Annotated in this window: 20 protein-coding genes; 14 read left to right on the forward strand and 6 right to left on the reverse strand. The window is 70.0% G+C overall.

Annotated elements, in window-relative coordinates; translation table 11 throughout:
* The first annotated feature begins 85 nt into the window (after positions 1 to 85).
* Positions 86 to 1,414 carry an aspartate aminotransferase family protein gene (locus tag ACWFRJ_RS34420; protein WP_453540007.1) on the forward strand — a complete coding sequence of 443 codons (1,329 nt, stop codon included), beginning with the start codon at positions 86 to 88 and terminating at the stop codon, positions 1,412 to 1,414.
* A gap of 48 nt (positions 1,415 to 1,462) precedes the next feature.
* Here the strand turns inward: ACWFRJ_RS34420 and ACWFRJ_RS34425 are convergent, their stop codons facing one another.
* Positions 1,463 to 2,125: an SGNH/GDSL hydrolase family protein gene (locus ACWFRJ_RS34425; RefSeq protein WP_453540010.1), complete on the reverse strand. Its 663-nt coding sequence runs from the start codon at positions 2,123 to 2,125 to the stop codon at positions 1,463 to 1,465.
* A 158-nt stretch (positions 2,126 to 2,283) separates the two neighbouring features.
* Between ACWFRJ_RS34425 and ACWFRJ_RS34430 the strand changes: the two genes are divergently transcribed.
* From ACWFRJ_RS34430 to ACWFRJ_RS34485, 12 genes are all read left to right on the forward strand, one after another.
* On the forward strand, positions 2,284 to 2,523 hold the full coding sequence (locus tag ACWFRJ_RS34430) for a hypothetical protein (RefSeq protein WP_453540013.1): 240 nt from the start codon (positions 2,284 to 2,286) through the stop codon (positions 2,521 to 2,523).
* Complete coding sequence (locus ACWFRJ_RS34435; protein WP_453540016.1) at positions 2,523 to 2,900, forward strand: toxin Doc; 378 nt, start codon at positions 2,523 to 2,525, stop codon at positions 2,898 to 2,900. The genes ACWFRJ_RS34430 and ACWFRJ_RS34435 overlap by 1 nt, the downstream gene beginning before the upstream one ends.
* A 196-nt stretch (positions 2,901 to 3,096) precedes the next feature.
* On the forward strand, positions 3,097 to 3,519 hold the full coding sequence (locus ACWFRJ_RS34440) for a DUF2243 domain-containing protein (protein ID WP_453540019.1): 423 nt from the start codon (positions 3,097 to 3,099) through the stop codon (positions 3,517 to 3,519).
* Complete coding sequence (locus ACWFRJ_RS34445; RefSeq protein WP_453540021.1) at positions 3,516 to 4,298, forward strand: cytochrome c oxidase assembly protein; 783 nt, start codon at positions 3,516 to 3,518, stop codon at positions 4,296 to 4,298. Before ACWFRJ_RS34440 ends, ACWFRJ_RS34445 begins: the two co-directional genes overlap by 4 nt.
* 53 nt (positions 4,299 to 4,351) lie before the next feature.
* Complete coding sequence (locus ACWFRJ_RS34450; protein ID WP_453540024.1) at positions 4,352 to 5,002, forward strand: dienelactone hydrolase family protein; 651 nt, start codon at positions 4,352 to 4,354, stop codon at positions 5,000 to 5,002.
* A gap of 128 nt (positions 5,003 to 5,130) precedes the next feature.
* The gene (ltnD, locus tag ACWFRJ_RS34455; protein ID WP_453540027.1) at positions 5,131 to 6,150 is read left to right on the forward strand and encodes an L-threonate dehydrogenase; all 1,020 of its coding nucleotides are present in this window, start codon (positions 5,131 to 5,133) and stop codon (positions 6,148 to 6,150) included.
* 1 nt (position 6,151) lies between these two features.
* Positions 6,152 to 7,432, forward strand: coding sequence for a 3-oxo-tetronate kinase (otnK, locus tag ACWFRJ_RS34460; RefSeq protein WP_453540030.1), 1,281 nt, complete (start codon positions 6,152 to 6,154; stop codon positions 7,430 to 7,432).
* Positions 7,429 to 8,112, forward strand: a complete 684-nt coding sequence (locus tag ACWFRJ_RS34465; protein ID WP_453540033.1) for a class II aldolase/adducin family protein — start codon at positions 7,429 to 7,431, stop codon at positions 8,110 to 8,112. The genes otnK and ACWFRJ_RS34465 overlap by 4 nt, the downstream gene beginning before the upstream one ends.
* Positions 8,113 to 8,173: 61 nt before the next feature.
* Entirely contained in the window at positions 8,174 to 9,478 is a 1,305-nt protein-coding gene (locus ACWFRJ_RS34470; RefSeq protein WP_453540036.1) for an MFS transporter, read from the forward strand.
* Positions 9,479 to 9,516: 38 nt separating this feature from the next.
* Positions 9,517 to 10,338 carry a 2-oxo-tetronate isomerase gene (otnI, locus tag ACWFRJ_RS34475; protein ID WP_453540039.1) on the forward strand — a complete coding sequence of 274 codons (822 nt, stop codon included), beginning with the start codon at positions 9,517 to 9,519 and terminating at the stop codon, positions 10,336 to 10,338.
* Positions 10,335 to 11,378, forward strand: a complete 1,044-nt coding sequence (gene denD, locus ACWFRJ_RS34480) for a D-erythronate dehydrogenase (protein ID WP_453540042.1) — start codon at positions 10,335 to 10,337, stop codon at positions 11,376 to 11,378. Before otnI ends, denD begins: the two co-directional genes overlap by 4 nt.
* A gap of 17 nt (positions 11,379 to 11,395) precedes the next feature.
* Positions 11,396 to 12,148, forward strand: coding sequence for a FadR/GntR family transcriptional regulator (locus ACWFRJ_RS34485; RefSeq protein ID WP_453540045.1), 753 nt, complete (start codon positions 11,396 to 11,398; stop codon positions 12,146 to 12,148).
* A gap of 29 nt (positions 12,149 to 12,177) precedes the next feature.
* Here the strand turns inward: ACWFRJ_RS34485 and ACWFRJ_RS34490 are convergent, their stop codons facing one another.
* From ACWFRJ_RS34490 to ACWFRJ_RS34505, 4 genes are all read right to left on the reverse strand, one after another.
* A complete protein-coding gene (locus tag ACWFRJ_RS34490; protein ID WP_453540048.1) occupies positions 12,178 to 12,465 on the reverse strand; it encodes a hypothetical protein in 288 nt (95 codons plus the stop codon).
* Positions 12,437 to 13,102 carry an FG-GAP repeat domain-containing protein gene (locus ACWFRJ_RS34495; RefSeq protein ID WP_453540051.1) on the reverse strand — a complete coding sequence of 222 codons (666 nt, stop codon included), beginning with the start codon at positions 13,100 to 13,102 and terminating at the stop codon, positions 12,437 to 12,439. Before ACWFRJ_RS34495 ends, ACWFRJ_RS34490 begins: the two co-directional genes overlap by 29 nt.
* A 79-nt stretch (positions 13,103 to 13,181) precedes the next feature.
* Entirely contained in the window at positions 13,182 to 13,589 is a 408-nt protein-coding gene (locus ACWFRJ_RS34500; protein WP_453540054.1) for a RidA family protein, read from the reverse strand.
* Positions 13,590 to 13,773: 184 nt separating this feature from the next.
* The gene (locus tag ACWFRJ_RS34505; RefSeq protein WP_453540057.1) at positions 13,774 to 15,231 is read right to left on the reverse strand and encodes an amidase; all 1,458 of its coding nucleotides are present in this window, start codon (positions 15,229 to 15,231) and stop codon (positions 13,774 to 13,776) included.
* Positions 15,232 to 15,358: 127 nt separating this feature from the next.
* Between ACWFRJ_RS34505 and ACWFRJ_RS34510 the strand changes: the two genes are divergently transcribed.
* Positions 15,359 to 15,988, forward strand: coding sequence for a TetR/AcrR family transcriptional regulator (locus tag ACWFRJ_RS34510; protein ID WP_453540060.1), 630 nt, complete (start codon positions 15,359 to 15,361; stop codon positions 15,986 to 15,988).
* Between the two features lie 130 nt (positions 15,989 to 16,118).
* On the opposite strand, the gene ACWFRJ_RS34515 is transcribed toward ACWFRJ_RS34510, so the two are convergent.
* The gene (locus tag ACWFRJ_RS34515; protein WP_453540063.1) at positions 16,119 to 17,270 is read right to left on the reverse strand and encodes a hypothetical protein; all 1,152 of its coding nucleotides are present in this window, start codon (positions 17,268 to 17,270) and stop codon (positions 16,119 to 16,121) included.
* Positions 17,271 to 17,321 lie beyond the last annotated feature (51 nt).

The raw sequence follows: 17,321 nt of genomic DNA on the forward strand, positions 1-17,321 counted from the left end.
CCTCATTGTTGTGCGGTTTTCCCGAACAGGAAAGCCGGATCAGTGAGATGGACGTGTCGCTCGACCGCCGCCTACCGTCGGCGGCATGACCACTTCGACCAGTGCCCTTCCGTCCGCCGAGGCCTTCTGGGCCGACAGCGACAAGCATCTCGTGCGCTACGGCGGCGAGTTCACCCGCGAGATCATCGACCGTGCCGCCGGGAGTTTCCTGTTCACCGCGGACGGCCGCAAGATCCTCGACTTCACCTCGGGCCAGATGAGCGCGATCCTCGGCCACTCGCACCCGGAGATCGTCGCGACCGTCCAGCGGCAGGTGTCGACCCTCGACCATCTCTTCAGCGGCATGCTCAGCCGCCCCGTGGTCGACCTCGCCCGGCGACTCTCCGACACACTGCCCGCGCCGCTGGAGAAGGCGTTGCTCCTGACGACCGGCGCCGAGTCCAACGAAGCCGCGATCCGCATGGCCAAGCTCGTCACCGGCAAGCACGAGATCGTCTCGTTCGCGCGGTCCTGGCACGGCATGACGCAGGCCGCCGCGTCCGCCACGTACAGCGCGGGACGCAAGGGCTACGGTCCTGGGGCGCCGGGCAACTTCGCCATCCCCGTACCGAACACGTACCGGCCCGACTTCACGACTGACGACGGTTCGCTGGACTGGCGCCGCCAGCTGGACTTCGCCTTCGACCTGATCGACGCCCAGTCGACCGGCAGCCTGGCCGCGTGCCTCGTCGAACCGATTCTCAGCTCCGGCGGAATCATCGAGCCTCCCCTCGGGTATTTCGCGGCCCTGCAGGCCAAATGCAGGGAGCGCGGCATGCTGTTGATCCTCGACGAGGCCCAGACCGGCCTGTGCCGCACCGGGACCTGGTACGCGTTCGAGCGCGACGGCGTCGTCCCCGACATCCTCACGCTGTCCAAGACGCTGGGCGCGGGCCTGCCCCTTGCGGCCGTGGTGACCAGCGCCGAGATCGAGCAGGAGGCGTACGAGCGCGGGTATCTGTTCTTCACCACGCACGTCGCCGACCCGCTGGTGGCCGCGGTCGGCAACACCGTCCTCGACGTCCTGATCGGCGACAAGCTCGACGAGCGCGCGCGATCGCTCGGCACGTTCCTCCACCACGGCCTGACGGACATCGCCACGCGGCACGCGGTCGTCGGCGACATCCGCGGCCGGGGCCTGCTGGCCGGGCTCGAACTCGTCGTCGACCGCGAGACGAAGCAGAGCTCGGCCGAGCTCGGGGCGCGGGTCACCCGGCGCTGCCTCGAACTCGGCCTGCACCTGAACATCGTCCAGCTCGCCGGCATGGGCGGGGTCCTGCGGATGGCGCCGCCACTGACCGCCACCGAGGACGAGCTCTCGCTCGGCCTGACGATCCTGGACCAGGCGATCGGCGACGCCTGCGCCGCGCTCTGAGACGGCGGCTCACCGGGCCTCCGCCGGGTCACCGGTCAGGACATCCGGTCACGCGACCACGCGCAGCCAGGCCTCCGCGAGTGCGGCGTGACCGGCCGGTGTCGGGTGTACGCCGTCCGCGGACCAGTACTCCGGCCCGGTCCTCGCTGCGAGTTCGGCGAACATGTCGTCTGCGGCGATCAAATGCGCGCCGTACTCGCGGGCGAGCTCGCGCACGGCCTGGATCTTCGGGTCAAGGTCGGTGCGCCATTCCTTTCGCTCCTTCTCTCCGATGAGTGCGGCACCGGCCTCGATGACGCCGTGGACCGGCAGGAGGAACGGCTCTATGAGGATCAGCTCCGTGCCCGCATCGGCGAGGGGCGCGAGCAGTCGGCCGTAGCCCGCTGCGAACTCCTCCACGGGGATCACGTACCCCTGTGGGTCCAGCGTGTGCCATCCCATGTCGTTGACCCCGACGAGGATCGTCACCACGTCGGGGTGCGCGTCGAGCACGTCCGCCTGCCAGCGGGCTTCGAGGTCCATCACCTTGTTGCCACCGATCCCGGTGTTCAGCCAGGTGACGGGGCGGTCCGGGTGGCGGAGTCCCCATTCGCCCGCGACGCGCAGCGGGAAGCCGAAGCCGAGACCGTCCTCGCTCGCCAGCCGCCCGCAGTCGGTGATCGAATCGCCGGTGAACATCGCGGTGCTTCCCGGTCGGACAGTGATCGTCATGTGCGCTCCTTGTGCTCGGGTGAGGACTTGAACTCGGACCTCTCGAAAGGTGCCGGACCTCACCGACACCGGACCGACAGCCACCGATACGCCACCGACACCGGGACGGCACTCGGAAGGCACTCCCGCATCAGGTACCTAGTTGGTACCGTTGAGGCATGCCGTCTCTGAACGTGACTTTCACCGACGAGGAGCTCAAGGGTGTCCGCGCGGCCGCGGCAGCCGAGGGCAAGAGCCTCAAGCAGTACCTCCACGACCTCGGGGTCCGTGAAATGGAGCGCCAGAAGTTCGTCGCGGGCGCCTCCGTGTGGGCCGACCGGCTGCGGGCCGAGTTCGACACGGCCAACCCCGAGGAGATGCCGCCCTCCGCGCGTCACGAGGGGTCCGCGGCCGCCTGATGGTTCTGTACGTAGACGTCTCCTGGCTCCTGGACGTCCAGGAGTTCGCCGTCGCCCCCGAGGACATGACGGTTTCGGACTACTCCGCGCTGGTCGCCGCCGTCGCACGTCACAAGACGAAGCTGCCGACCCTGGAGTCCGCCGACCCTGACGCCGCCTGGCGCGCGGCCGCCCTGCTGCACACCATCGTGCGCCTGGAGCCCCTGCCCTACCGCAACAGCCTGTACGCGGCGTTCGTGGCCGCCCAGTACATGGACCAGTCCGGCGAGGGCATCGATCCGCCCTACGGAGCGCTCTCCGACCTCATCCGGAAGATCCGCGACAGCCGCGTCAATGTCTACGCCGTCGCCGACCAGCTCAGGTCCTGGAAGGTCTGACCCGGCCTTCACCCGCGTGCCGCGTGCCGTGCGGCGTGCGGCGTGCGGCGCAATGGCGCGATCCGGCGGCCTGACGTTCCGCTTCGCGGGTACCCGGCGCCTCGCTCTCCCGCTTTCCGCTGGACGCCGAGGAGGCCCGGATGACGTTCCACCCCTGTGAACAGCAGCGTTTCCCTCTGGAGCGGGGACAGGGCCGGTGAGGGGGCCGTCCCTGCTCTCCGGTGCGCTGGTCGGCGTAGGGCTTGCGGCGTTCGTCGACGAGATGGTGTTCCACCAGCTGCTGCACTGGCACCACTTCTACGACAAGGCGTCGAGCGACGCCGGCCTGGTCTCCGACGGGATCTTCCACGCTTTCGGCTGGCTGGCGATGGTGGCGGGCCTGTTCCTGTACGCGGATCTGTGGCGCCGGGGTGCCCGGCAGCTCACCGCCTGGTGGTCGGGCCTGTGTCTGGGGCTCGGCGGCTTCCAGCTGTACGACGGCACGTTCCAGCACAAGGCGCTGGAGCTGCACCAGATCCGCTACGGCGTGGATCTCGCACCGTACGACTGGACCTGGAACGTGATCGCCGTACTGTTCCTGCTCGCAGGCTCGCTCCTCCTCGTGCGGGACCGCCGATGACCGCTGTGGTGCTGATCCTGGCCACAGGCTGCCTCGGCTATGTGACGGCGGCCCGGCGGCTGCGCCGGCGCGGCGATCGGTGGCCGCACCGGCGTGACGCGGCGTTCTGCGCGGGCGGCGCGGTGCTCGTCGCCTCGCTCACCGCTCCGTGGGGCGGGTGGCCACCGTTCACCGGACACATGGCCGCCCATCTGGGCACGGGGATGATCGCCCCTCTGCTGTTCGTGCTCGGCCGACCCGTGACGCTGACCCTTCGCGCGCTGCCGGTGGGTCCACGGCGGCGGCTTCTCTCCTGTGTACGTTCCCGACCGGCGGCCCTGCTCGTATGGCCACCGCTGGCCGCGCTCGTGCACATCGCGGGCCTGTGGGCGGTGTACCGCACGCCGCTCCTTGCCGCCGGACACCACAGGCCGTGGCTGCACACGCTGATCAGCGTGCATCTTCTGGCCTCCGGCGTGCTGTTCGCCTTCGCCGTTCTCGCCCTGGACCCGCTGCGCCACCGTGCCGGATACGCGCTGCGGGGCGGCGCCCTCCTTGCCGCGTCGGCCGCGCACGGCATCCTGGCCAAGTCGCTGTACGCCACGGGGCCGCCCGGCACCTCCTACGCCACGGCCGACCTGCACCTCGCGTCGTACGTCATGTACTACGGCGGGGACGTGACCGGCATCGCCATGGCCGTGCTGCTCGGACACCAGTGGTACGCGGCCGGGGGCCGGGCCCTCGTACGGCGGGCCCGGCGCACCCCTGACACGGACACCGGAACACCAAGCACCGCGTAGTGCCGGCCGCACGGGGTACCCGGCGCGCACCCGTCACCAGATCCGGAGGTCCCATGCTGTTCGAAACCATCACCGTGCCCGATGGCGAGGGGGCACTCACCGGTGAACTGACCGTGCCGGACGCGGCGTTCGGGGTCGCGGTCCTCGCCCACGGCAGCGACAGTTCACGGCACAGCCCCCGCAGCCATGCCGTGGCCGATGTCCTGCACGACGCCGAACTCGGGACGCTGCTCATCGATCTGCTCACCGCCGACGAAGCCGCGGCGGACAGGGACAACCGCCGAGAGCACTGCGACATCGATCTGCTGACGCACCGGCTGATCGCGTCCGTGGACTGGCTCGCCGCACGCGCCGCCGATCTGCCGCTCGGCCTGTTCGGCGCCAGCACGGGAGCGGCGGCCGCGCTCGGCGCCGCCGCAGCCAGGCCCGGCCTCGTGGACACGGTCGTCTGCCCCGACGGCCGCCTCGACCTGGCCGGTGACGAGGTGCTCGACCAGGTGTGCGCGCCGGTCCTGCTGCTCGCGGGAGGGCGCGACACCGAGGCACTGCGGCTCAACCGGGAAGCGGCCAACCGGCTGCGTACCTTGAGTCGACTGCGCGTCATCCCCGACGCCACGCATCTCTTCGAGGACCCGGGAGCGCTGGACGAGGTCGCCGCCGTGTCGGCCCGGTGGTTCACCGGCATGGGCCACGTGCAGCACTGAGCGCCCCTGGTCGGCGCTCCCGCGCGGCGGGGGCGGCGGCCGGCACTCACCCTCTCTCGATATGTGACTGGCATCACAGTGCGCTATGCCACATCCTCAGGTCATCATATGACCCGATCGCCGCATGGATGGAGAGCCGTCCGGGCCGCACCCCGGACGCACAGCACAGCGAGACGAGGATGGGCATGAACGACCAGGACAGGCCGGGAAAGACGCGCGTGGGCGTGGTGGGTCTCGGAGCCATGGGCCTTGGCATGGCGCGGAGTCTGCGGGAAGCGGGCTTCGATGTGGGTGTGCATGACCTGCGCCCGGATGTGGCCTCCGCCTTCGCCGAGGACGGTGGCACCGCCTTCGCCTCCGCCGGTGAACTGGCGGCCTCCGTCGACGTCCTGGTCGGTGTCGTGGTCAACGCGGCGCAGGTCGAGTCGGTCCTGTTCGGCGCCGGCGGCGCGGCCGAGCGTCTTCACCCGGGCTCCGTCTACGTCATGTGCTCCACGGCCGACCCCACCTGGTCCGCCGAGCTCGAGCGGCGTCTGGCCGAGCGCGGCGTGCTCTATCTGGACGCTCCCGTCTCCGGGGGTTCCGCGCGGGCCGCGAGCGGTGAGCTCACGATGATGACCTCGGGCGCCCCCACCGCGTACGCGATCGCGGATCCGGTGCTCGAGGCCATGAGCAGCACGGTCTACCGGCTGGGTCACGAGGCCGGTATCGGCTCCAAGGTCAAGGTCGTCAATCAGCTCCTCGCGGGCGTGCACATCGCCGCTGCGGCCGAGGCGATGGCGCTCGGCATCAAGGCGGGTGTGCCCGCAGAGGCGCTCTACGAGGTCATCACGCACAGCGCGGGCAACTCGTGGATGTTCGAGAACCGCATGGCGCACGTGCTCGCCGGGGACTACACGCCGCTGTCCGCGGTCGACATCTTCGTCAAGGACCTGGGGCTCGTGCTCGACACGGCCCGGCCGGAGAAGTTTCCCCTCCCTCTGGCGGCCACCGCCCATCAGATGTTCCTTCAGGCGTCCGCCTCCGGTCTGGGCGGCGAGGACGACAGCGCGGTGATCAAGATCTTCCCGGGGATCGAACTGCCCGAACGGGCCGAGCAGGTCGAGCCGACCTCGCAGACCGCGCAGACCGAGAAGTCGGAGGGCTGACATGGGGATCCGACTCGGTTGCATCGCCGACGACTTCACCGGCGCCACGGACCTGGCCAACAACCTGGTGCGCGCGGGCATGCGCGTGGTCCAGCTGATCGACGTACCGCCGACCGGCGCCGAGGAGCCGCTCGACGCGGACGCCGTCGTCATCGCGCTCAAGTCGCGGACCACACCGGCGTCCGACGCCGTCGAGGCCTCGCTGCGGGCGCTGGAGTGGCTGCGCTCCGCGGGCGCGGAGCAGATCTACTTCAAGTACTGCTCGACCTTCGACTCGACGCGGACCGGCAACATCGGGCCCGTCACCGAGGCCCTGATGGACGCGCTCGGCATCGACTTCACGGTGGCCACCCCGGCGTTCCCCGACAACGGGCGCACCGTCTTCAAGGGGCATCTCTTCGTCGGCGACGTCCTGCTCAGCGAGAGCGGCATGCGCCATCATCCGCTGACGCCGATGACCGACTCCAACCTAGTGTCCGTGCTCGGCGCGCAGACCGCGCGCCCGGTCGGCCTCATCGACCACACCGTGGTCGCCGCAGGTGCCGACGCGATCGAGGAGCGCATCGACGCGCTGCGCAAGGAAGGTGTCGGAGCCGCGATCGTCGACGCCGTGTCGAACGACGATCTCGTACGGCTCGGCGCCGCCGTCAAGGAGCTGCCGCTGGTGACCGCCGGTTCGGGTCTGGCGATCGGTCTTCCCGCCAACTGGGGCTTCGAGCCGTCCCCCGCCGCGGCCCAACTGCCCCCGCCCGGCGGCCATCAGGCCGTCGTCTCCGGGTCGGTGTCCAGCGCCACCAACGGTCAGGTCCGAGAGTTCCTGCGCACCGGCCGCCCCGCGTTCAGCGTGGATCCGCTGCGGATCGCGGCCGGTGAGGACGTGGCCGCACAGGCCCTGGACTTCGCCGCGGCGCATCTGGCCGACGGTCCTGTGCTCGTCTACTCCACCGAGGCGCCCGACGCGGTGAAGGACGTACAGGGCCGTCTGGGCGTCGCCGAGGCCGGTGAGCTCGTCGAGCAGACCCTGGCCCGCGTCGCCCAGGGGCTCGTGGAGGTGGGTGTCCGTCAGCTCGTCGTCGCCGGTGGCGAGACCTCCGGCGCCGTCGTCCAGGCGCTCGGCCTCACAGGCCTGCGCATCGGACCGCAGATCGACCCCGGAGTCCCCTGGTGCGCGGCGGCCCTGCCCGGCGGGGACACGCTCCACATCACGCTGAAGTCCGGCAACTTCGGCGGCCCCGACTTCTTCACCGCGTCCTTCGATCACCTCGACGGGGAGACCGTATGAGCAAGCTCCCCAGCCCTGCCGACGGCGACGTCGACGCGGCGCGCGCCGAGATCGTCCGTGTGGGCACCAGCCTGTTCGCCCGTGGCTACGTCCACGCCAGCGCGGGCAACATCAGCGCGCGGGTCGGCGATTCCCACCTGATCACGCCCACCGACGCCGCCCTTGGCTTCCTGACCCCCGAGCGCCTCGCCCTGGTCGACGCAGGGGGCGAGCAGATCGCGGGCGACCGCGCCAGCAAGACCCTCACCCTGCACCGCCGCATCTGTGCCGCCGACCCCACGGCACGGTTCATCATCCACACCCACTCCACGCACCTCGTCGCGCTCACCCTGGCCGGCGTGTGGAGTCAGGACGACGTGCTTCCGCCCCTCACGCCGTACTACGTCATGAAGGTCGGGCACGTCCCGCTCATCCCCTACCACCGGCCCGGCGATCCCCTGGTGGCCGACCTGGTGACCGGCCATATCGCTGATCGTGCGGCAGGACGCACGCCGATCAGGGCCGTACTGCTCGACCGTCTGGGCCCGGTTGTCTGGGGCCCGGACGCCGCATCCGCTCTCGCCGTCCTCGAAGAACTCGAGGAAACGGCACGCCTCTGGCTCCTGACCGACCGTCGCCCCGAGCCGCTCCCCTCCCCCGCTCTCGACGAACTGAAGGCCGTGTTCGGCGCCTCTTGGTGACCGCACACCGAGCCGCGTACCGCCCGTCGGAGAATCCCCTGAGCCGCAGTAAGGATTCCGCATGTCCACGTCCACCGCGACGGCCGAGACCCCCGAACTCGCCCGTGAGAACGCCGTGTTCCGCAAGGTCGTTCTCCGTATCGTCCCCTTCCTGATCCTCTGTTACGTCTTCTCCTACCTGGACCGCGTCAACGTCGGCTTCGCGAAGCTGCAGATGTCCGACGACCTGGGCCTGAGCGAGGCGGCGTACGGCCTCGGCGCCGGGCTGTTCTTCATCGGCTACTTCATCTTCGAGGTCCCCTCGAATCTCATGCTGCAGCGCGTCGGAGCGCGCACCTGGATCGCCCGGATCATGATCACGTGGGGTCTGGTCTCGGGGGCGTTCTCCTTCGTCACGAGCGAGACGACGTTCTACGTGCTCCGCTTCCTCCTCGGCGCCGCGGAGGCCGGTTTCTACCCGGGTGTGATCCTCTACTGCACCTACTGGTTCCCCTCCCACCGCCGGGCCCGCGTGATCGCGATGTTCATGTCGGCGATCCCCGTGGCAGGCATCTTCGGCAACCCGCTCTCCGGCTGGATCATGGACAGTTTCGACGGGGTCCGCGGATGGCAGGGCTGGCAGTGGATGTTCCTGCTCGAGGCGATTCCGGCGCTCCTCATCGGTGTCGCCACGCTGTTCTACCTCGACAATGGTGTGCGCAGCGCCAAGTGGCTCTCCGACGAGGAGAAGGACATTGTCGAGGCGGCGATCGCCAAGGACACCGCGCACCAGAAGCACGGACGGGTCTGGGACGGTTTCCGCGACCCCAAGGTGTGGCTGATGTGCCTCATCTACTTCTGCTTCGTGATGGGTCAGTACGCCCTGACCTTCTGGATGCCCACCTTCGTCAAGTCGACCGGCATCGACGACACCTTCACGATCGGCGTGCTCAGCGCCGTGCCCTTCGTGGCCGCACTGATAGCGATGAACCTCTTCGGACGCTCCGCGGACAAGCACCGCGAGCGCCGCTGGCACCTGGTCGTCCCCAGCATCATGGGCGCCGTCGGCTTCTCCCTGGCCGCCAGTTGGAGCGGGTCGACCGTCCTGTCCCTGATCGCCCTGTCCTTCGCCGCGGCCGGTGTCCTGACCTGCGCCCCGCTGTTCTGGTCGCTGCCCACCGCGTTCCTCGGCGGCACTGCGGCGGCGGCCGGGCTCGCCCTGATCAACTCGGTCGGCAACCTGGCCGGCTTCGTCAGCCCGTACATGATCGGCGGACTCAAGGACGCCACGGGCTCGACCGCCGTCCCGATGTACGTCCTGGCCCTCAGCCTCGTCGTCGGTGCGGCGGCCGTGCTGACCACCAAGAAGGATGTCGTCAACCGATGACCGGGTCCGGTCCCGGCCCCACCACAGCAGGAGCAAGCATGCCGAGGTTCGCCGCGAACCTGTCCATGATGTACACCGAGCACGACTTCCCCGACCGTTTCGCCGCGGCGTCGGCGGACGGCTTCGAGGCCGTCGAGTACCTCTTCCCCTACGCCTACGAAGCCGAAGAGCTGCGCCGCCGGCTCGACGACCACGGTCTGCGACAGGTGCTGTTCAACGCGCCTCCCGGCTCCTGGGACTCCGGGGAGCGGGGCATCGCCTCGCTCCCCGGCCGGGAGGCCGAGGTCCGTTCCGGGATCGAGCGGGCGCTGGAGTACGCGGCGGTGCTCGGCTGCGGCCAGGTGCACGTGATGGCCGGCATCGTGCCGCCGGACGCAACGCCCACCCAGCGGGCCGCGCACCGCGAAACCTACCTGGCCAACCTGGCCTGGGCCGCCGAACGGGCCGCGGCAGTGAACGTCGACCTCCTGATCGAGCCGATCAACGGCCGTGACATGCCGGGCTACTTCCTGAACCGACAGGCCGACGCGCACGCGATCGTACGGGGGGTGGGGGCCCGGAATCTCAAGGTGCAACTCGATCTGTACCACTGCCAGATCGTGGAGGGCGACCTCACCACGACTCTGCGCCGCGACCTGCCCACCGGCCACGTCGGCCATCTGCAGATCGCGGGCGTGCCCGACCGCCACGAGCCCGACCTGGGCGAACTCGACGTCCGCCACCTGTTCGACGTCGTCGACGAGCTTGGCTTCGACGGGTGGATCGGCTGCGAGTACATCCCCCGGGCCGGTACGAGCGAGGGGCTCGGCTGGCTCAAGAACTACCCCGGGCCGGGAAACTTCCGAGGAGAGCGCGCATGAGGATCGTCATCACCGGTGGCTTCGGATTTCTGGGACGGCAGGTCGCCGACGCCCTGCTGAAGCGGCGGACCCTGTGCGGGGCGCCCATCGACAGGCTGGTGCTCGCCGACCGGTTCGTGCCCGCCGGGACGCCGCTGGCGGACGACCTGATGGTGGACGTCGTCCAGGGCGACCTGAGCGAGCGCCTCGACGAGATCTTCGCGCGGCCGGTGGACGTTCTGATCCACCTGGCCGCCGCGGTCTCGTCCGAGTGCGAGGCCGACTTCGACCTCGGCATGAGCGCCAACCTGGACACCACACGCGCGCTGCTCGACGCGGCCCGCGCGCAAGCGGCGACCGGAGGGCCGGTAGCCCGGGTGGTGTTCTCCAGCAGCGTCGCGGTCTACGGCTCCGACCCCGCACTGCCGCTGCCGCCCGTGGTCAGCGAGTCGACGCTGCCCGCACCGCAGTCCAGCTACGGCACGCAGAAGCGCGTCTGTGAACAGCTGGTCGCCGAGTACACGCGCCGAGGTTTCATCGACGGACGTGTGGCGCGCCTGATGACCGTCTCGGTGCGGCCGGGCAAGCCCAACGCGGCCGCCTCCGGCTTCCTGTCCGGCATCGTCCGCGAACCCCTCGCAGGGCTGCCCGCCATCTGCCCGGTCAGCCCGGACCTGCGGGTCGCCCTTGCCTCGCCGCGGCGCACCGTCGAGGGCATCCTGCGCATCGCCGAGGCCGAGCGCGGCAGCGGCCCCGGCGATCTCCAGGGCGGGCTTCCGGTCAATCTGCCCGCGCTGACGACCACGGTCGCCGAGATGCTCGCCACGCTGCGCCGGGTGGCCGGTGACGCCGTCGCCGATCTGGTGAAGGTCGCGCCCGATCCCGCCGTCGAGGCCATCGTCGGCTCGTGGCCCGCCGCTTTCGACAACGCACGTGCCACGGCGCTCGGTCTCCGGCCCGACGAGAGCTTCGAGTCGGTCGTCCGCGCGTACGCCGAGGACCATCCCGAAGCGGTCACGGCGGCCGGAGCCCTGCCCTCGCCCGGGGCGATCAGGCCCTGACGGATAGACTGACGAGCATGTTCTCCAAGGTGAGTGGCCCCATTCGGCTCGCGGACCGGGTCGCCGCGATCCTCTCGGAGGAGATCGAGTCCGGGCGTCTCGGCGAGGGCGACAAGCTGCCGACCGAGGTCGAGTTGGTCAAGCAACTGGGTGTCAGCCGCACCGTGATCCGCGAGGCCGTCTCCCGGCTGCGCAACGCGGGCCTGGTCGAACCGCGCCAGGGCCGGGGCGTGTTCGTCATGCCCCGGCGCACCCGGCCGCTCGACCTGGAGGCCGAGTCCTCAGGCACCAAGTCCAAGGTGCTGCAGATCGTGGAGGTCCGCCGCGCCATGGAGGGCGAGGCGGCCTCCCTCGCGGCCACCCGGGCCACACCGGACGACGTCACCCGGATGCGGCAGTCCCTGGCCGCGATCGACGAGGCGGTCACGGCCGGCGGTGACGGCGTGGACGAGGACCTGGCGTTCCATCAGTCGATCGCCGAGTCGACCGGCAACGCGGTGATGGTCTCGACCGTGCGCTACCTGGGCGAGGTGATGCGCGGCGGCATCCGCGTCACACGCGCCAACGAGGCACGGCGCAACGATTTCATCGAGGCGGTACGGGTGGAGCACCACGCCATCCTGACGGCCATCGAGTCGGGCGACACGGAGGCGGCCCGCAGCGCCGTACGCCGCCACATGAAGCACGCCGCGTCCCGCCTTCAGGACGCGGACGAGGGCTTCTGGACGGAGACGGACGATCTCAAGGTGGACTTGGACACGGCGCCGTGAAACCGCCTCGACGGGCGTGAGCGCACGCTTCAGGCCTGCGTCCGCTCCCCCTCCGGATCCTCGCTCAGGAACTCCGTGACCAGTTCGGGCGGGTTGGCGGCGCGGGTAAGGGCGAACATCTCGTCGGGGTCGAACATGTCGTAGAGGATCACCGGCAGAGGCCGTCCGAAGGCGCTGACGAGCCGGCCGTCCGTGTGGAGTTGGCGCGCCAGGTCGACGCAGAGCTCGTGGAACTGTTCCGCCAGCTGTTCGCCGCGCTCGTCCTGCTCCTCTTCGGAGAGGTCGCCTTCATCCTCGTACCAGAGGTCTTGGGCCACCGCTTCCCAGATCGGCGTGCCCGTCGCCGTCGAAGTCCCCGGCCACCGGCGGGTCCGTATAGGAGCCATCGCCCTTGCCGCCGAGCGCGGACCGGCCTTTGCCGATGTGCGGCAGCTTGACGCGGGCGGGCCGGTTGTCGGGGGCCGGTCCTTCGGGGCCGCCCCACTGCACGTGGGCGCTGGCGCCCGCGATGAGGTCGGGGTGGCCGTCGTCGTCCAGATCGGCGACGCTCGGAACGTACAGGCTGCCGGTCATGCTGTCGTGTTCGGGCAGCTGGAAGTCCTTGGGTGCGAACACCTTGCGCTTCTCGGGCCGCAGGCCGTGCGCCGAGCCCCGCACCAGGGCGATTTTGCCGGTCTCGTAGACGTCGCCGTTGCCGGCCGGCACGTCGAGTGCCGCATCAGGGTGGCCGTCGCCGTCGAAGTCGGGAGCAGGTGTACCCAGGCGGCTCGTGGGGCCGGACGTGCCCGCCGACGCCACCTTCGTCGGCTGACAGGCGCTGTCCGGGACCGGCGGGCGGACCTCATGGTTCCGTGCGCCCGTGGCGGTGCCCATCACCACCACGGCGGCGAGGAGGCCGAATCCCCCTCGCCGCCGGAATCCCTTACTACGTTCGCCTGCCGACGCGTACTTCATGGTGCAACTAGATCTGATGTGCCCGCCCGGTTCCAAGTCACGAGATCACTCCGTTATGCCCAGGCGGACGAGGGCGTGTTCAGTCGATGACCGCGGTGGCCTCGACCTCCACCAGATGGTCGGGCACGTCCAATGCCGCCACGCCCACCAGCGTGCCCGGCGGTACCGGAGTGACGCCCAGCTTCGCGGCCGCCCGGGCGACTCCCTCTCCGAAGAGGGCCATCTTGTCGGGGGTCCAGTCGACGACGTACACGGTCAGCTTCGCCACGTCGTCGAAGGAACCCCCTGCCCCCGCAAGGGCGGTGGCGACGTTGAGGTAGCACTGCTCGACCTGGGCGGCGAGGTCGCCTTCGCCGACCGTGACCCCCTCGGCGTCCCAGGCGACCTGCCCGGCGATGAACACCAGCTTCGACCCCGTCGCGATGGACACCTGCCGGTAGGCATCGATTTTCGGCAACCCGTCGGGATTCACCAGGGTGATGGCCATGCTGCCTGTCTCCTTGTCATGAGAGCCCGCGTCGTCCTGAGAGCCCGCGGGCTCGCGTCCACCCGGCCAAGACACTCGTGGTCTCCGGGAGTTACTGGGAAACCTTAGGAGAGTGGCCGCTGACGTGGAAGAACGCACTTTGCGGTGACTGGGGAACCGTATGGTGACCAAGGAGCTCAGGGACTCACTCCCGGTGGCCCGCGTGATTCCCTGCCCACACTGCGGGAGTTCGGCCCGACCACGGGCTTGCTTGTTCGAGTTGTCCGGCGAGGCGGAAGAGCCGGTCTTCGAGCCCGTAGCCGGTGGCGAACTGCATACCGATCGGAAGCCCGGTCTCGGCGTCGGCCGTCACCGGCACGGACATGGCGGGCGTGCCCGACACGTTGAACGCCGCGGTGAACGGCGAGATGTCGAAGAGGCGGTGGAGCCAGCCGAGGCCGTCCAGTGCCTCCGCACCCTCGGCATGTGTGCCCAGGGGCACGGGCAGCTCCGGCAAGGTCGGGGTGAGCAGCATGTCGTGAGCGTCGAAGTACCGTGCCAGACTTCGAGCCACCCGGTTCCGGATCGCGAGCGCGTCGACGAACTGGGCGCCGCTGACCCGCTGTCCAAAGTGGTAGCTGGCAAGGACGGGCGGCTCGAGGGTCGAGAGGTCGACGGGCCGGCCGAAGGCGGCTGCCAGCTCGTCGACCGAGGCCGTGAGATTCGCCGTCCACTGGCGGGCGTTGGCCAGCACGAACTCCTCCCAGCCGACCCCGAGATCGACCGTGACCTCCTCCACCTGATGGCCGAGGGATTCGAGCAGCCGCACGGTGCGGGAGAGCGCGTCGGCAACCGGTGCGGTGGTGCGGTGTCCGCCCCACGCGTGGGTGAGGACACCGATCCGCAGCGAGCCAGGGTGGCGGGTGACTTCCTCCGCGTACGGCCGGGACGGCTCCTGGGCGAAGTAGGGGTCACCCGGTTCCGGGCCGCGGATCTGGTCGAGCAGCGCCGCACTGTCGCGGACCGTGCGGCTGACGCTGCCGTGCACGGCCAGGCCGTTGAAGACCTCGTCGAAATAGGGGCCCACGGAGACCCGGCCGCGGGTGGGCTTCAACCCGAACAGGCCGTTGTAGGCGGCGGGTATGCGGATCGAGCCTGCCGCGTCGGTGGCGTGTGCGATCGGGACCACCCCGGCAGCGACGGCCGCGCCCGCGCCTCCGCTGGATCCGCCCGCGCTGCGTGTCAGGTCCCACGGGTTGCGGGTCGCGCCGTACAGCTCTGGTTCCGTCGTGGTGCTGTAGGCCATCTCCGGTGTCGTCGTACGCCCGAACGTCACGAGTCCGGCGCGACGGAAGCGCACCATGAGCGAAGAGTCGGCGCCGGAGACGTTGCCGACCGCGAGGCGGCTGCCCAGCTCCATCCGCTTCCCGGCCATGGCGACCGCGATGTCCTTGATCAGGAAGGGAACCCCGGCCAGCGGCGCGCTGCCGGGGCGAGGCTCATCATCGGCCGGCCATGTCTCCACGATGGCGTTGATCTGCGGATTGACCACCTGCGCGGCCTCGCGTGCGGCTGTTTCCAGTTCGGCGGAGGTCACTTCGCCTTTGGCCACAAGGTCCGCGAGCCCGACCGCGTCGAAGCTCACGTATTCGACAATTCTCACTGTCACTCCCGGAGGAAGGAAAGGTACCGTTGAGTCCCGCGCGATACCGATCGGTATCGCATAGAACGGACTGGTACCGTAGCAGGCGGTGAGAGCCCCACAATCGACCGCACGCCACGGAGCAGACATGGCATCGACCGCAAGCAGGCCGAGCAGGGTGGCGAAGCTGCCGCCTCGTGAGCGCATCCTCGACGCGGCGGAAGAGCTCTTTCAGAGCGAGGGGATCCAGCGGGTGGGCGTCCAGGCGATCGCCGAGAAGGCCGAGACCACCAAAATGGCGATCTACCGGCACTTCGAGACCAAGGACGCGCTCGTCGCGGAGTGGCTGCGCATCGTCGCCGCCGACTATCAGGCGGCGTTCGACCGGGTCGAGGCCGAGCACCCCGGCCGCCCCAGGGAGCAGATCCTGGGCCTGGCCCGCTTCATCGCCGAGGGACTGCCCGCGATCTCGCACCGGGGCTGCCCGTTCATCAACTCCATCGCCGAGCTGCCCGACCGTTCCCACCCGGCACGGCAGGTGATCGAGGCGCACAAGGCGCTCCAGACCCGCAGGCTGGTAGCCATGTGCGCCGAGGCCGGTCTCACGGACCCCGAGCAGGCCGCGGCCGAGATCACCTTCGTACTCGAAGGAGCTCAGGTCAGCACGCACAACGGAAGCATCGATCAGGCAGGGGATCGGCTGCTGCGGATCGTCGAGGGGATCGTGGATCGAGCAGCACCATCACCGCGGCCGGACAGCGGTTCCGTACCCCTTTGACGATGTCGCCGATCGTCCAACCGGCCGCGGTGGACCCGGCCGCCCCCTCCCCCCCCCCGACGGCAAGCACCGCCAGGTCGTGGAGTCCGGCGGGCGACGTCTTGCCAAGGGAGGCAAGACGTCGGCCGCCCTACTTGTTCGGGTCCCGGAAGCGGCCGAACGCCTTCGTGAAGGCGCTCAGCGGCGAACCGTCCGCCTTGGTCGCCCCCGCCGCGCCCGGCCTGGGCACACCGTCACCGCCGGTCACCTCGGCCAGCGCGGCCTGTGCCGCATCGGCCGCCTGCTGGTACAGATCACGGGAGTTCGTCATGGCCTCGAGCGCCTCGGCGTACCTGGTGACCATGGACTGGGCGTGGGCCAGCTCCTCGTCCGGGGTCATCAGATGCCAGCCCTGGCGCAGCTGCGTCAGGGCACGCTCGGCGTCCGCCGGCAGCGGCCGTGGCAGAGCGGCGAACTCCTTGATCCTGTCGAGGAGTTCGGTCGGTTCGGAGCCGTCAAGGAAGACGCTTCGTACCGTGAAACGCTCCACGTCGTAATCCGGACCCTGCGGCGCCGTGGGCAGGATGACGCCGCCGCCGCGCGGCATCCGCACGCTCAGCTCCCGCTTCATCGCGAAGTCGGCGATCTGCGCCTGCTCCGGCGTGCCCCGGTGCTCGACCACCCGGTGCCGCAGGCTCGGCGGCAGGAAGCCCGAGATCGGCTTCTGCCCTATCGCGTCCGGCGTCATCGCCTCGTGCACCACGACATGGATGAACCAGCTCTGCCGGGTGACGTCCCGCAGCCGGTGGCGCAGCTCGTCGTCGGCCTTCGGCAGGTAGTTCGTCGCCCGCAGGCGCACGCCCGGCACCGTGCCGTGGTCCCAGGGGACCCGGTCGCTGTCGGGCCAGAACATGAGGGCGGGAGAAGGCCAGTGCGCGGCCCACGCCCGCTCAGCCTCGGCGGCGAGGACCCAGGTGACGCCTTCGCTCTCCTTGCGCCGTGCCTCGGGGTCGTACAGCGTCAGCTGTGCGCGCACCGTGACGTCGTCGGCCACGCGCCAGCGGGCCTCGAAGAGACGGCGGGCCGACGGACCGGGGTCGGCGGACTCGTCCCGCGGGTGCAGGACGGTGGAGCGGGCCGCCTCGACGGGGTCGAGGTCCAGGAAGTCGTCGAGCACCCCGGCCGCCTTGAGGGCGATCAGGTTGCGTCGGACGTCCTGCTCGGGCTCGGGCCCGAGGTGGCGCCCGCGCCCCAGCCACGCGGTGTCGGGGACGGTGGTCGGTGAGGTGCTTTTCTTGGCCATAAAGTCGTTCTGTGAGTGGTCAGGGCCCGACCAGTATGGACCGTGAACCTG

The organism is Streptomyces sp. NPDC055239, from assembly GCF_053606205.1.

What these genes read in the sequence shown, in the direction of transcription:
- ACWFRJ_RS34420 (WP_453540007.1), top strand. Translation starts at nt 86, where the DNA reads ATGACCACTTCGACCAGTGCCCTTCCGTCCGCCGAGGCCTTCTGGGCC.
- ACWFRJ_RS34425 (WP_453540010.1), bottom strand. Translation starts at nt 2,125, where the DNA reads ATGACGATCACTGTCCGACCGGGAAGCACCGCGATGTTCACCGGCGAT.
- ACWFRJ_RS34430 (WP_453540013.1), top strand. Translation starts at nt 2,284, where the DNA reads ATGCCGTCTCTGAACGTGACTTTCACCGACGAGGAGCTCAAGGGTGTC.
- ACWFRJ_RS34435 (WP_453540016.1), top strand. Translation starts at nt 2,523, where the DNA reads ATGGTTCTGTACGTAGACGTCTCCTGGCTCCTGGACGTCCAGGAGTTC.
- ACWFRJ_RS34445 (WP_453540021.1), top strand. Translation starts at nt 3,516, where the DNA reads ATGACCGCTGTGGTGCTGATCCTGGCCACAGGCTGCCTCGGCTATGTG.
- ACWFRJ_RS34450 (WP_453540024.1), top strand. Translation starts at nt 4,352, where the DNA reads ATGCTGTTCGAAACCATCACCGTGCCCGATGGCGAGGGGGCACTCACC.
- ltnD (WP_453540027.1), top strand. Translation starts at nt 5,131, where the DNA reads ATGGAGAGCCGTCCGGGCCGCACCCCGGACGCACAGCACAGCGAGACG.
- otnK (WP_453540030.1), top strand. Translation starts at nt 6,152, where the DNA reads ATGGGGATCCGACTCGGTTGCATCGCCGACGACTTCACCGGCGCCACG.
- ACWFRJ_RS34465 (WP_453540033.1), top strand. Translation starts at nt 7,429, where the DNA reads ATGAGCAAGCTCCCCAGCCCTGCCGACGGCGACGTCGACGCGGCGCGC.
- ACWFRJ_RS34470 (WP_453540036.1), top strand. Translation starts at nt 8,174, where the DNA reads ATGTCCACGTCCACCGCGACGGCCGAGACCCCCGAACTCGCCCGTGAG.
- otnI (WP_453540039.1), top strand. Translation starts at nt 9,517, where the DNA reads ATGCCGAGGTTCGCCGCGAACCTGTCCATGATGTACACCGAGCACGAC.
- denD (WP_453540042.1), top strand. Translation starts at nt 10,335, where the DNA reads ATGAGGATCGTCATCACCGGTGGCTTCGGATTTCTGGGACGGCAGGTC.
- ACWFRJ_RS34485 (WP_453540045.1), top strand. Translation starts at nt 11,396, where the DNA reads ATGTTCTCCAAGGTGAGTGGCCCCATTCGGCTCGCGGACCGGGTCGCC.
- ACWFRJ_RS34495 (WP_453540051.1), bottom strand. Translation starts at nt 13,102, where the DNA reads ATGAAGTACGCGTCGGCAGGCGAACGTAGTAAGGGATTCCGGCGGCGA.
- ACWFRJ_RS34500 (WP_453540054.1), bottom strand. Translation starts at nt 13,589, where the DNA reads ATGGCCATCACCCTGGTGAATCCCGACGGGTTGCCGAAAATCGATGCC.
- ACWFRJ_RS34510 (WP_453540060.1), top strand. Translation starts at nt 15,359, where the DNA reads ATGGCATCGACCGCAAGCAGGCCGAGCAGGGTGGCGAAGCTGCCGCCT.
- ACWFRJ_RS34515 (WP_453540063.1), bottom strand. Translation starts at nt 17,270, where the DNA reads ATGGCCAAGAAAAGCACCTCACCGACCACCGTCCCCGACACCGCGTGG.